The 14,137-nt window shown below is 30.2% G+C and carries 9 protein-coding genes; 5 read left to right on the top strand and 4 right to left on the bottom strand.

Features of this window, described 5'->3' with window-relative positions:
- Positions 1 to 755 precede the first annotated feature (755 nt).
- The 3 genes from CLPA_RS14195 to CLPA_RS14185 all read left to right on the top strand — a co-directional run bounded on the left by CLPA_RS14195 (position 756) and on the right by CLPA_RS14185 (position 8,494).
- On the top strand, positions 756 to 1,973 hold the full coding sequence (locus CLPA_RS14195) for a DNA polymerase Y family protein (RefSeq protein WP_003443227.1): 1,218 nt from the start codon (positions 756 to 758) through the stop codon (positions 1,971 to 1,973).
- A 90-nt stretch (positions 1,974 to 2,063) separates the two neighbouring features.
- On the top strand, positions 2,064 to 7,343 hold the full coding sequence (locus CLPA_RS14190) for a lamin tail domain-containing protein (protein WP_003443226.1): 5,280 nt from the start codon (positions 2,064 to 2,066) through the stop codon (positions 7,341 to 7,343).
- 95 nt (positions 7,344 to 7,438) lie between these two features.
- Positions 7,439 to 8,494 carry a cohesin domain-containing protein gene (locus CLPA_RS14185; protein WP_003443224.1) on the top strand — a complete coding sequence of 352 codons (1,056 nt, stop codon included), beginning with the start codon at positions 7,439 to 7,441 and terminating at the stop codon, positions 8,492 to 8,494.
- A gap of 118 nt (positions 8,495 to 8,612) precedes the next feature.
- On the opposite strand, the gene cls is transcribed toward CLPA_RS14185, so the two are convergent.
- Together cls and CLPA_RS14175 are read right to left on the bottom strand one after the other, a co-directional pair.
- Positions 8,613 to 10,079, bottom strand: coding sequence for a cardiolipin synthase (cls, locus tag CLPA_RS14180; RefSeq protein ID WP_003443221.1), 1,467 nt, complete (start codon positions 10,077 to 10,079; stop codon positions 8,613 to 8,615).
- Positions 10,080 to 10,515: 436 nt separating this feature from the next.
- Complete coding sequence (locus CLPA_RS14175) at positions 10,516 to 11,196, bottom strand: Crp/Fnr family transcriptional regulator (protein WP_003443219.1); 681 nt, start codon at positions 11,194 to 11,196, stop codon at positions 10,516 to 10,518.
- Positions 11,197 to 11,470: 274 nt separating this feature from the next.
- On the opposite strand from CLPA_RS14175, the gene CLPA_RS14170 reads away from it, so the two are divergent.
- Positions 11,471 to 12,217, top strand: a complete 747-nt coding sequence (locus CLPA_RS14170) for an ATP-binding protein (protein ID WP_003443217.1) — start codon at positions 11,471 to 11,473, stop codon at positions 12,215 to 12,217.
- Between the two features lie 158 nt (positions 12,218 to 12,375).
- Here CLPA_RS14170 and CLPA_RS14165 read toward each other — a convergent pair whose 3' ends face one another.
- Positions 12,376 to 12,663 (bottom strand): hypothetical protein, encoded by a 288-nt coding sequence (locus CLPA_RS14165; protein ID WP_003443215.1) that lies wholly within the window; start codon positions 12,661 to 12,663, stop codon positions 12,376 to 12,378.
- Positions 12,664 to 12,691: 28 nt separating this feature from the next.
- On the bottom strand, positions 12,692 to 13,441 hold the full coding sequence (locus tag CLPA_RS14160; RefSeq protein WP_003443213.1) for a YdcF family protein: 750 nt from the start codon (positions 13,439 to 13,441) through the stop codon (positions 12,692 to 12,694).
- A 289-nt stretch (positions 13,442 to 13,730) separates the two neighbouring features.
- On the opposite strand from CLPA_RS14160, the gene CLPA_RS14155 reads away from it, so the two are divergent.
- Positions 13,731 to 14,057: a hypothetical protein gene (locus tag CLPA_RS14155; RefSeq protein WP_003443211.1), complete on the top strand. Its 327-nt coding sequence runs from the start codon at positions 13,731 to 13,733 to the stop codon at positions 14,055 to 14,057.
- The last annotated feature ends 80 nt before the right edge of the window (positions 14,058 to 14,137 follow it).

The following is a 14,137-nucleotide window of genomic DNA, read 5'->3' as shown; positions in this document are numbered from 1 at the left end:
TTTATGTGCATACTGCTTCATTTGTTAATTCTTTAAATTTATAATTTATTAATATATAGATACTCAACTTGAAATATAAATTTAAATTTTTTTATATCAAGCTACTCAGATTATCTATGGTTATCAGCATTTGATTATGAATTTGGATAATCTATAGTATAATTATTTATCTCTATTTATATTATAGTAATTTGTAGATATTTATGGTATGTGATATTAATAATGAATTTCATTATTATTGATAGTTTTTATAATATGTAATGCTTTTTTTCTAAGTTTTTCTAGCATTGAATGTATATTTTATTTGTAATTATATTTAAGCTGTGCTGCATATAAGCAATTAACTATTATAAGTGTTGTTCTTATTAAATTTATCTCTAGAATTTTTCAAAATAGAAAACCCATTATTATCAATGGATTAATAGATTATATATAAATTTAAAGTTCAAATATATTGTAAGAATTTTTAGCAGATTTTATTCTTAAAATTCTTTATTTAAAACGTATGTTCGTATATAATATAGTTAATAATATAAAATATAGTAATTATTTATATAAAAGAAGAAAAATATAGATATTCAACTTGAAATATAAATTTTAATTTTTTAGATCAGGATATTCAGATTATTTATACTGATTAATATTTAATTATGAAATTGGATATCTATAAATTGTTTTAAATGTTAATATGCGGATTTTAGCTAATAAATAATTCATGAAACTGAATTTTGTGTAAAGGAGAAGTAATTTTAATTATGGGGAATAGGAAAAATAGAATCATATTTCATATTGATGTAAATTCTGCTTTTTTATCCTGGAGTTCAGTTTATAATCTTCAACAGGGTGAAGCTGTAGATTTTAGAGAAATACCTGCTGTTATTGGAGGAGATTCAAAAAGTCGACATGGTGTAGTGCTGGCAAAGTCCATTTCAGCAAAAAAATATAATATAAAAACAGGAGAATCTATATTTTCAGCAAAGAAGAAATGTCCTCAGTTGAAAGTAATTCCTCCTGAACACCATTTATATAGAAAGTACAGTAATGCTATGATGGACATATTAAAAACATATACTCCAATGATAGAAAAGTTTTCTATAGATGAATGTTTTATGGATCTTACCGGTATAAAAAAAGCTTATGAAGACCCTGAAAATTTTGCCCTTAGCATAAAAGAAAGTATAAAAAAAGAGCTTGGATTTACTGTCAATATAGGTATATCTAGCAACAAACTTTTGGCTAAGATGGCTTCTGATTTTGAAAAGCCGGATAGAATACATACACTTTATCCAGATGAAATCCAGAAGAAGATGTGGCCGCTTCCTGTAGAAAATTTATTTATGGTAGGAAGAGCAGCGGTACCTAGGCTTCATAAATTACATATAAAAACCATAGGAGAACTTGCTAATTGTGATTTGAAGCTTTTGAAAAATGAATTTAAAAATTATGGTGCTTTGATCTGGAATTACGCAAGAGGTATTGAAAATTCAGAGGTTAAGGACAATTCTTTCATAAAAGCTAAAAGTATAGGAAATTCTACTACTCTTTCAGCGGATATAGAGGATAGAGTTTCTGCTCATAAGATCTTGTTAGCATTATGTGAAACTGTTTCTATGAGACTTAGGAGTTCCAAAAGTATCTGTAAAGTAGTAACTGTAGTAATAAAGAATAGTGATTTTATAAGCTATTCCAAACAAAAACAACTTTATAATGCTACAGATTCTACAAAAGACATTACAAAAGCAGCTTATGAAATTTTTGACAAGGTATGGAGAGGAGATAAGATAAGGCTGCTGGGAGTATCCGTATCTCACTTATCTCCTAATGAATTATATCAAACATCTTTATTTGACAGTGAAGGTAAAATGAAAAATGAAAAATTGGATAGGACTTTGGATAGTATAAGATCTAAATACGGCTCTAATTCTATTATGAGAGGAGTGTTTGTTAAATCTAAAGTTAAGACGATTAAGTAATTTTAACAAAAGCATAATAGTTCTCTAACATTAAGTAAGTAAAATTTCTAATGTTAACAAAAAAATAAGAATTAAAAAAGGAGGACAAAAATGCTTAAACAAAAAATTGCACTATTTTTAACGGCAGCTTTAACTTTTAATTCTATAAATTTCCCAATAAAAGCTCTAGCAGCAGACCGTGAATCTTCACTGCTTATTACGGAATTAATGCCAAATACTAAAAATGTAAACAGTGCCGATGCTTATGAGTTCATAGAATTGTATAACAATTCAGAGAGTGCTATCAATGCCAAAGACTATAAGCTTATCTATGATTATCAAAACTCAACTCCTAGTCTTACCTGGGATATTAATGCGGATGTGCAGATCCCAGCGAAAACAGCTTTTATAGTTTGGGTAGACAATGGCTCAAATTCAAGTCTTACTACAGATGATTTTAAAAGTACGTTTAATATTCCTTCCACAGTTGATGATAAATATATAATTAAGATGCCTTGTGGAGGTGGAATGGCTAATACAAGTCCGCGTACTATACATGTACAAAAAGATGATGGTACAGAAATAAGTTCAGCTGCATATGTAAAAGAAGATGCAAGCAATGATACTAAAAGTGCACATTATAAGTACAGTGGAAGTTCTAATGCAGCATCAGAAAAAATTGTAGGTGTACCTTCACCTCTAGCACTTAGTTCTGAAGAAGGGGTAACTATTCATAAGGACGTAACTGCACCTATAATAAATCATACAAAAATTGGAGATGTAAGTGATGTAACAAAAGATGTTACAATTAATGCATCTATAGCAGATGATACAAAAGTGGCAGCAGCTAAGCTTTATTATAAAAATGAAAAAGATACTGATTTCAAGAGTGCTGACATGTCTGGTGATGGAAAAGATAATTTTAGCGGCATAATTCCATCATCAGAACTTACAGCAAAAACTATTACATATTATATTGAAGCTTCGGATGGAACTAATACAAGGAAAACAGATCAATATACTATATCAATTAATCAGGGAACAGGAGAGGATCAAAAGCAGCCTCCACTGCTTATAACAGAATTATTACCAGATTCTAAAACCAATATAAATGGGTCAGATGCTTATGAGTTCATAGAAATTTATAATAATAGTGATAAGGATATCAATTTAAAGGATTACAAAATTGTGTATAATTATCCTGATAATGGTACCAACGCTTTGTGGCCAAGTACTCCTGAGGATGTAGTAATACCGGTTGGTAAACCACTAGTTCTGTGGATTATAAATGGAAATAACAACTCATTGACTGTAGAGGATTTTAATAAGTACTTCAATACTTCCTTAGTTGATAACAAAGATATCGTACGAATATATTCAGCGGGTATGGCAAATTCAGGAGCACGTGGGATTAAAATAGATACTAATACAGGATTAGATTTAGATAAAGCACTTTACAATATGAAGGGTGCTGATGATACAGACCCTGATCAGGGAATACAGTATAGCTATAATTCGAAGGATCCTTCTGATTTGGTTATGACCAGAAAAGTCAGTGCTACTCCAGGAACTGTGATTCCATCACAAGTGCCAACTAATAGACTTCATGTGACAGAAGATAGTGAGCTGCCTTCTATTAAAGATAATTCAGCTGCAATAATTGACCCTGCTGTGGATTTTGATTTTAACGTTGATATGTCCGATAATACAAGTGTTAAGACTGCAATACTTTATTTAAAAAGTAATGTGGACAGTGACTATACAAAGTATAATCTTACAGTTAGCAGTGATGGAAAATTCCATAAAATTTTAAGTTCAACAGATGTAATTGGAAAAAAGTATTTTGACTACTATTTTGAAGCATCAGATGGAGTAAATACCACAAGAACTAGTGCAAGACATTTAACACTTAAAAATGCAGTAACAGAATCTCTCCGTTTAAATGTGGATAATACTTTTATTGTTAAAGGTACTGTACCTATAAGGGCCAGTGAAGACACGTATCCATCTTCAGCAAAATTAATAATAAATGGACAAGATGTAACTTCACTATCTAAACCTGGACTAGAGAAGGAGCCCGTTTTTGCCTTTGATGTTACTCAAACAGACACATGGTTTAAAAATGGTGTAACAATAGGAAATGATATACTCAGTATATTTGATGATGGAACCTATTCCAATTGGAAGACAATGAGTATACCTGTTAGTAATTCATATTTTCAGCAGGGAAAGCAATTTACAATAAATATAAACGCAGGTACAAAATCTAGTCCGCTTGAACATTATGATGGAGAAAATAATGATGATTTTCAAGTTAAAAATGTTAGGCTAATACTTCCAGATGGACGTGAATTTAGGTGTTCAGGTTACGAAGACCCAAACAAGCTTATTAATATGGGAGATAGTGCAGGAAAATTGGAAATATTAGAGTGCAATTTTAATATACCGGATGATGCATATAAAGCTGTGGAATATCAATGGGATACAACAAAAATTCCAGATGGAAATTATTCCATTTCAGCAGTGGATGGCAGTAATAGTAAAGCTGCCAATGTTAAAGTTGATAATACTGCTGCTGAAATTACAACTAATATGACAGAAAAGCAGTATAAAGGAAATTTTAATATTGAAGCATCAGCTGTGGATGCTACTTCAGGACTTAAATCACTTAATGCAACTTTGGATGGAGAAAAAATAACACTGCCTTATAATACTTCGTCAGTTACTCTTAAAAACGGTAATCATATATTGAAGTTAGAGGCAGAAGATAATGTAGGAAATATTTCTAAGAAAACTGTTAATTTTACAACACCTGTAGAAAATCCGGATAAACCTGAATTACTTTCACCTGCAGATGGAACTAAACTTGGTGGTAATAATACTATTTTAAAAGCAAAGGTCTCTGATCCAACTCAAGATGATATGACAGTAAAATTCAAAAAAGGCTACAAGTATACTGCAGCTGATAAGGATATAACTGTGAAATCTGGTACTGTAGACTATCATCCAGTTGATGGAAGTATAGTTACAGGCAGTGCTCTTGATTTATTGAAAAATGATGATGGACAGAAGCTTATAAATAAATCCACAGACAAGTTTCCATATCACATGTTTGAGGTAAAAGTTCCAGAGGATGCTGGGAAGGATGCTATAGCAAATGTATCTTGGAAGGGATCTTCTAATGCGGGCAGCAAGCTGGCTATGTATGTATGGAATTACACTGATAATACCTGGAAACCAGTTGCATCTCGTTTAGTAACAGATAATAATGAATTTGAATTAAATGCAGATGTGAATGTAAAAGACAGAGTTTCTAAGGGTACTATGAAAGTGCTTATACAGGAATACATGACTGTTGGTACACAAACTGTCATAGACAAAAATACACAGACAAATCCAAATATACCTACAGGCAATGTAAATGACACTCCTAGATCTAATTATGACTTTACTCTTGCCTGGGAAACAGATACTCAGTATTACAATGCAACCTGGTATCAATATCAATTGGATATACACAATTGGCTGCTTGCTAATAAGGACAGGATGAATATTAAGTATTTATTCCATACTGGTGATATAGTTGATGATTCTACTGTAGGAAATCAATGGCAAAACGCTGATAATGCCTATAAAATGCTTGATAAGGCAGGATTTCCTTATGGAGTTTTAGCTGGGAATCATGATGTAGGACAGAAAAACAATGACTTTACTGAATACAGTAAATATTTTGGTGAAGACAGATATAAGAATAATCCTTGGTATGGGGGCGGTTACCAAAATAATAGAGGTCATTATGATTTAATATCTGCAGGTGGAATAGATTTCATAATGATTTATATGAGCTGGGCTCCTGGAGATGATGAAATTGCCTGGGTAAATAGTGTACTTAAGCAATATCCTAATCGTAAAGCTATACTTAATTTTCATGAATATCTAGAAGTAACTGGAGGCCTTGGACCGATTCCTCAGAGAATTCAAAATGAAATTGTAAAACCAAATCCTAATGTTTGTATGGTATTTTCAGGACATTATCATAGTGCAAATCAAGTGGTAACTCAATATGACGACAATGGTGATGGAGTTCCGGATCGTAAGGTTCATCAAATATTGTTTGATTATCAAGGACTTACTGAAGGCGGATTGGGATATCTTAGACTTTTGCATTTTGATTTGGAGGATAAGAAAATAATATTCCGTACTTATTCTCCATCATTGGACGACTATGATGCCAATGTTTCCGATTTTCCTGTAACTAATGAAGAATTTGAAGTACCTTTTGAGGATTTAGAGATAAGCCCTAAAGAAAAGGAAGTATCTACAGATTATATGAAGGTCAACTTGTACACAAATAATGAAATTGGTGAAGTTAAAAATGTAAAAAGCGGTAGTGAGGTAACAACTCAGTGGAACAATGTTCCTCAAACTTCTACTGGATGGTATACAGAAGCAACAGATGTTTTTGGAGGAGTTTCAAGATCAGAAGTGAACTATGTAACAGGTTCAGAAAAATTGGCAAAGTTACAAGAGGTAACTATAGCTGTGAAGAATACAACATTAAATAGGACAAGGACATCACAGCTTGATATTATAGGTAAGCTTAATGACGGCAGCAATGCAGATCTATCAAAAGCAACAGTGCAGTATACAAGCAGTAATCCATCTATAGTATCTGTGAATAATAAAGGATTAGTAACAGCTAATAAGATAGGAAGTGCTGATATAACAGCAATAGTTACTTTGGATGGTGTAATAGTTCAGTCAAATGCAGTGACAATAACCGTAAATGAATTAAATATGGATTCTGTAAATCTTGGGATAATTACAGATAAGACACTAGTTGGAGTAGGAGAAGAGGTTCAGGTTAAATTAAATGCTAAGGGAGCCAAAAATTTATATGGTCTTGACAGCATATTCAGCTATGATACAAATCTATTTCAACTAGAAAGTGTAACTGTAGACAAAGATTTTGCGGCAGACAGTAGTAAGGCCTATATAGATTATAAGGATGATAATGGTAAGGTGAGAATAGTAACCAGCTTAACAGGAGCATCTCAGGGTATAACAGGAGATGTAAATGTGGTAGATATTAAGCTTAAAGCTAAAAACAAAGATGCAAAAACATCCTTTATAATAGCAAAAGGAGCAAAAGTATCTGATGGTAATGGAGCTCTATTTACAACTGCAGAAGATGCATCAGGCGAAGTTGTTGTAGCCAATGCTGATGTAACTGGAGGAGGATTTGCCATAAATGATCTTGTACTTGTAGCAAAAGCCTTTGGAATTACCTCAAAAGATCCAGGATATAATGAGTCACTTGATATGAACAAGGATGGAATTATAGACATAGTGGATATTTCCTATGTAGCTAAGAAAGTTCTTGGATTATAAGATTAAATAAAAAATATAATTTTAATAGGTATACCAGTCAAAATTAATGGCTGGTATATCATCTATTTGGTAATGATTTGCATAAGGAGGATAAAATGATAAAAAAAATAGGATATCTAATAATAACCTTTATATTAATAATAGTTGGTATGTCTACATTTTTAACATCCAAAGTATATGCTCAGGGCAGTACAAAGATCGTTCTTTCCACTGATAAGTCAAGCTATAATGTAGGAGATACAGTAAGAGTTACTGTACAGGCACATAATGCTGTAGATTTGTTTGGGGTACAGTTTACCTTTCACTATGATCCAAGCATGCTTTCAATGGAAGAAAATGATTTCACATTTTCAAATGGGTATGCAGTATTTGGTGGAAGTACAGTAGATAAGAAAAAAGGTGTAGTAACCTATCCTGTAATTAATAAGAATCCATCTCCTGATAATAAGAGTAGTGTTACTGTTGGATATGCAAATTTTAAAGCAACTAAAGAGGGACCTGTAACACTTAATATGGACAATATAAAGTCTGTAAATACTCAATCTGTTGAAATTAATTACAATACTCAAACACAATCGGTTTTTAATGTTGCTAAGGCACCGAGTAATTCAGATAGTGGTAGTAATAGCAGTAATAATAGTAATACGAACCAAGGAAATAATAATAATGAAAATGGTAATAATGGACATTCCGGTGAAAATGTAAATCAGTCTGGAAACTATAATAGCAGTAACGCCAACACAAATTCAGGTAGCAGCAGTAATAACGGTAATATTAGTAATAACAAAAGTGATTCTAATGGTGGTAACAGTGGAAGTATAAGTAATAATGGGGGCAGTATCAGTAATGATCAGGTGACTGTAGCATCTAGTAGTAGTGGAGATCCGGCTGCAGATGGAAATACAGCTTCTCAAGAGCAAAATGGAAATAGCACAAATAAGAATTCATCTTTAAATAGTACAACAGATACTACAGAGAATGGTTCTCAAGAAGGAAATGCTGGAAAGAAGACATCAAATATTAAGTCTAATTCTGGTTTAAATAATATTTTACTGATAGTAGTGATAGCAGTAATTATTATAGTTGCTGCAGTTGCCTTTTTAAATAGAGAAAAGTTAAAGGATATTTTTTATAAGCTAAATAGAAAATAAAAAATTAATTTTTAAATAAAATTATAGAGAATACCAGCCAAGAATAATGGCTGGTTTATTTTTATATAGTATGTGCAATATTTATTTTTCTAGAGGAAAAAGGTTTAAGAGTGTTATTTTATAATAGCGGTGAAAAAAGTCTGCTTATTGCTTGTGAAATTCTTGTGAAGATACTCCGGGAATCATACTGCTTTTTAGTCACAAGTTTAGAAATTTTCATGTCATCTTCAAATATATCTATACATTTTAATAAAAAAGGTCTATTATAAACAAAAAGATTTACTTCAAAATCCAAGGCAAAACTTCTTATATCTATATTTGCAGTACCTAATGAACAGACATCCTCATCTATAAGTATCATTTTAGCATGGAGAAAACCAGAATATAAATAAACTTTTATGCCATAATCTAATAGGTCATTTATATAAGAAGTAGTGGCATTGTATACAAATTTTTTATCTGGCATTTCAGGAATCATGATTCTCACATCAATATTACACATGGCTGCGGTTTGCAATGCTTCTAAAAATGGTCCATCGGGAATAAAATAGGGAGTTTGAATATATATTCTCTTTTTAGCAGATGATATCATTTTTATAAAACTTCTCTTTATCTGTTCTTTGTTTGAATCTGGTCCGCTGGAAACTACTTGTACTCCTATAGATCCATTATCATTACTAACCATTGGTGGAAATAGGCGCTTTATAAAGGATTTTTCATGAGTTTCCCTTTCATTGGAAGCATAGTACCAATCTGTTAAAAATATTTCCTGTAGAAAGTAAACTGAACTACCAGTAACTCTTAAATGAGTATCTCTCCAGGGAAGCTTACGTCTGCCGCAGTTCATGTATTCATCACCTATATTCATTCCGCCTACATAACCTATTTTCCCATCAATTACAACTATCTTTCTATGATTTCTATAGTTTAAACTTATATGATGACCAAGAGTTATAGGAAAAAATTTACATACCTTTCCTCCAGCATTTATTAATTTCTTAAACATATTAAAAGGTGTAAGAATACTTCCTACCTGGTCATAGAGAATACGAACATCAACACCGGCTTTAGCCCTTTCAGTAAGAAGATCAACTATTTTTTCTCCTATTTTATCATTTCTTATTATGAAATATAGAATATTTATAGTATCCTTAGCATTTTTAAGGTCTTCTATAAGGGATTTATATTTATCTGCACCATCAGTAAATATAGAGATATCATTATCTTGTGAATAGATACTTTTATTTGCATTAATATTTAACTTTATAATATCAATATATTTAATTGTATTTTTATCTGTAAAAACTACATTTTCACTGTTTATTAGATATTTTTCTCTTATTAAATACTTATTGTAAAGAGCTTCAAAGTCCTTTTTTATTCTAGTGATTTTATTGTTTAAATGTATATTTCTCCCAAAGATTAAATATACTATAAAACCTATTAAAGGTAAAAAATTTATTATAAGTATCCATACGGCGGCAATCATGGATTGTTTTCTCTCTATATAAAGTGTTGCTATAACACAAAAAATATTAGCTAAATATATACATATTACTAGATAAAGTAATATTGAAAAAATCAAGATTTCACCTCCTTATAAGGATGAGAATAGTTCTATTTTTTCTTTATTTACAAATAGATTCATACATTTTTATGTGTAAATTTAGTATTACCATTTATTCGATAACTAGACAAGGTAATATTATATTAAAACTAAAAATAATGGCTAATTATCAATTAAATAAATTACAAATTTCTATAAATTAAGACTTATTAGTATTAAAAAATATTATAAAATTTGTATAATATTTTTTAATGGGAATAGTTACTATATAGATTATATATACTAATTGGAGAAATAGCAATTTATTGATTTTAAATTCAAATATAATGTAAGTGAATAGCTAATAAGAAGTGATTTATTATAAATAAGAATATATAGTATAAGTAAAACTAATACATTGAAGAGAAAAATATAATTGAAATTTATTGTTAGAAAATTTTATCACAAAATATGATTAATTCATCAGTATATCCTCCATAGCTTCTAAATTTAAAATTTTAAAGGTATTCTTATGAAAATCTATAAGTCCATCTTTTTTCATATTTACAAGTTCTCTGGAAAGAGATGGACGTGGAATACCCAATTCTTCTGCCATTTGTTTTCTTGAAGAAGAAATTTGAAATATATTTTTTTTGTCTATATAATAGTTTTCAAGCAGTAAGCTGGTAATCTTCTGTCTTAATGTTTCATAGGATAGATTTTTTAGTTTTTTGTTAAGCATTAATATTTTGTTAGATAATAGACCCATGAAATTATTTAAGATCAAGTTATCCATTTTACAAAGAGTTACAATATCTTTTTTTGATATAAATAATATTTTGCAGTTACCAGAAGCTATAATTGTGGAAGGGTATTTATTCATATCTGAAAATATTATAACCTCACCAAAAATATCTCCGCTTAAAAATTTTGCAATGGCAATAGTTTTACCAGAGGCAAAAAATTTCTTGATTTCTATAGAGCCGTTAAGAACTATACCAATACTGGAACAGCTGTCACCCTCCATAGCTATAGTCTCATCCTTTGAATAGGAATATACTTTATAGTCTATTTTATCTAAAAGTACTTTAATAGACTCTCCATGAAAATTTTTGAATATAACACAGTTTCTCAGGACATCAGTTAAGTTATCCATTATAAATCAATCCAATCAATAAATTTTATTTTATTTAGTAACTTAAGTTACAGACTTTATAGTAATATGCTACTATAATATACTCATAAGCACAAGTTAATTAATTTGTTAAATTCGTATTAGTGGCAAAAGATAAAACAAACTAAAAAGTATAAAATCCAAAGAACAAATATCAAATATGGAAAGTGCTGGTAGTAGATAAAATTTCAACTGAAAAAAGTGTTTTGTGCTTTTTTCTTAATTATAAATAATAAAAATTCGGAGGTTATATAAAATGGAAAGAAAAATAGTTAAAATACATGAGGAAAAATGCAATGGATGCGGAATATGTGTAAAAGCCTGTCATGAGGGAGCTATACAAATTATTAATGGAAAGGCAAAGCTTATAAGTGACGAATACTGTGATGGCTTAGGAGATTGCTTACCAGGCTGTCCAGAAGGAGCTATTGAAATAATAGAAAGAGAAGCTGTTGATTACAGTGAAGAGGCAGTGCAAAAGTTAAAGAAGGAAAAGGCTGAAAAGAAAAATGAGGTACAATCTATACCTTGTGGATGTCCTGGAACTGTAGCAAAAGCCATAGTTAGAAAGGCCTCTGCAGCTACAAATGTAAAAATCAAAGAAAATATTGCTGCGGAGAGTGCTGTTAATGTTTCAGAACTAAGACAGTGGCCCGTACAGTTAAAACTTATAAATACAAGAGCACCATATTTAAAGGAAGCTGATCTTCTAGTAGCAGCAGATTGTACAGCCTATGCCTATGCTGATTTTCATAAGGATTTTATAAAGGATCATATTACAGTTATAGGATGTCCTAAATTAGATGATGTTAAATATTATGAGGAAAAATTGGCAGAAATTTTGAAAATGAATGACATTAAAAGTATAACAGTTGTAAGAATGGAAGTACCTTGCTGTGGAGGAATTGTCAATGCTGTAAAAACAGCTATGTTGAATTCACAGACAATTGTACCTTATAGAGAAGTTATTATAGGAACAGAAGGAAATATAATATCGAGATAAAATAAGTTAAGCTTATAGTTAAAGAAAAAACAAGATAATAAATTCTTATCTTATCACTAGTTTCTGCTGGAGATAGTACAATAAAATTGAATAAGATGTATTTATATTTGAAAGTTTGTTTCACAATGATATTTATGAATTGTGAGACAAACTTTTAATTACATATCCGAAAATATATTATTGTTTAAAATATTCCATTGGTCATCGGTAAGCCATCCTTGTTTATTATTTTTAAGTTCTGCTATAACAAAGCTTTCATCATCAGTGTCAAAGGAGTCATAAATCATATCAGTTATATCTTCAGTAGAAAAATCGGATTTTATAAACCAGACAGAGGAATGAGGAAAATGCCAAGAAAAGCTGGAACAGTTTTCAATCACATCCATAAAATTTCCGAAATCCTTTGAATTTTTATTGATACTTGTAATTACTACATAAGAAGCCATACAATACCTCCTTGTATTCTTTTTAAATTCAGAAGTAAGAAGCTAATATCCCTATAAATTCTTTTACAGACAAACTTAATTTTACCATAGAATCACTGGAAGGTATAAAATCGTTTAGTTCCAGATCCTCATTGATATTAGTTTGATAGTCCGTTGGAAAAGGCAATACTACAACATTAGATTTTTTAAACTGCATAGCTGCTCTTTGCATATGAAAAGCTGAAGTTACCAATATAGGCTTTTTATAATTATTGCTATTGAGAATTTCTTTGGTGAATTTAACATTTTGTTCAGTATTTATACTTTTGTTTTCCACTATTATTTTATTTTCAGGCACTCCCATGCTCATTAATATGTTTTTGGATATTTCTGATTCTGTACCAGTAGATTTATATACTTTACCACCAGAAACTATTATGGGAATATTTAACTTCTTGTATAGTTGAATACTTGTTAAAAGTCTATTTGCTGCAAATCCAGACAGATGTCCGTTAAAACCCAGATTAGGGGTATCCAAAGTAGAACCGCCTCCAAGCATTATAATTACATCCCCACTGGGATTCGCAGGTACTTTATATCTATTCTCCAATAATCTTATTGCAGAATTACCTGCTATGGGAATAGTACATATATAGAAAGCAATAGATAAAATTAATAGTTTTTTGCCTAAATTAACTTTGTATCTAAATAATTTAAAGCTGAATATTATGAGTAATAATACAAAGATTCCAGGGGGAAGAATGAAGGTTGAATATAAGAATTTTATAAAGTAAACCAAATAAAAAATCACTCCTTGTACATAAATAAAATGTTTATCCATCTATATAATAAGCTAATTAGTAAAGTAAAATAACAGCTATAGATTTTTATACAATTAACTTAGTATTTAGTATAAGGTAATATTCTATTGATAATTATTTCTGCATAATAACTAAAAAATCCTTCTTAAGTATTAATAATTATTTTTAAAGTACAAGTTATATGTGTCAATTAATAATAGCAGGAATAATATATAGTAGGCAAAAGAACAAAAGATAAAAAAATTATATATAGGAGGATGTGATTTTATGAGTTCTAAATGTAGTAGTGATTTCTTAGGCGCAGGGAAAAAAAATAACAAACTTATAATTATAATATTAATATTTGTTTTGTTTTGCTTCTGCGGAGGAGGTAATCAAGGGTGCTCTTATTATCCAGTAGATAATTGTTGCAGAAGAAGGAGAAGACGCCCTGGATCTGGAGTTGCCGGTACTTCATTAATTCCAATATTGGTAATTCTTGCTTTGGTACTTGGTATTGGTAATAAAGGTGGAAATACAAATATAATTAAAGTTAATACAGATCCATCAGCTGTCAGAGGTACAGATGAAGACTATTCATATTGTGATTACTAATTAAGGAATTTGTAAAAATAGATGGCAATTGCTGATTTGTTCATATCATAGTAATTAAATAAAGCCTTATGGTAGTAAGT

The organism is Clostridium pasteurianum DSM 525 = ATCC 6013 (assembly GCF_000807255.1).
GTDB classification, from domain to species: Bacteria; Bacillota; Clostridia; order Clostridiales; family Clostridiaceae; genus Clostridium_I; species Clostridium_I pasteurianum.
Note: the sequence above shows the minus strand (reverse complement) of the source record. Positions and strands in the feature narration are given on the sequence as shown.

Coding starts and splice junctions, on each gene's coding strand:
- CLPA_RS14170 (WP_003443217.1), top strand. CDS start 11,471: ATGGAAAGAAAAATAGTTAAAATACATGAGGAAAAATGCAATGGATGC.
- CLPA_RS14175 (WP_003443219.1), bottom strand. CDS start 11,196: ATGGATAACTTAACTGATGTCCTGAGAAACTGTGTTATATTCAAAAAT.
- CLPA_RS14190 (WP_003443226.1), top strand. CDS start 2,064: ATGCTTAAACAAAAAATTGCACTATTTTTAACGGCAGCTTTAACTTTT.
- CLPA_RS14165 (WP_003443215.1), bottom strand. CDS start 12,663: ATGGCTTCTTATGTAGTAATTACAAGTATCAATAAAAATTCAAAGGAT.
- CLPA_RS14155 (WP_003443211.1), top strand. CDS start 13,731: ATGAGTTCTAAATGTAGTAGTGATTTCTTAGGCGCAGGGAAAAAAAAT.
- CLPA_RS14195 (WP_003443227.1), top strand. CDS start 756: ATGGGGAATAGGAAAAATAGAATCATATTTCATATTGATGTAAATTCT.
- CLPA_RS14185 (WP_003443224.1), top strand. CDS start 7,439: ATGATAAAAAAAATAGGATATCTAATAATAACCTTTATATTAATAATA.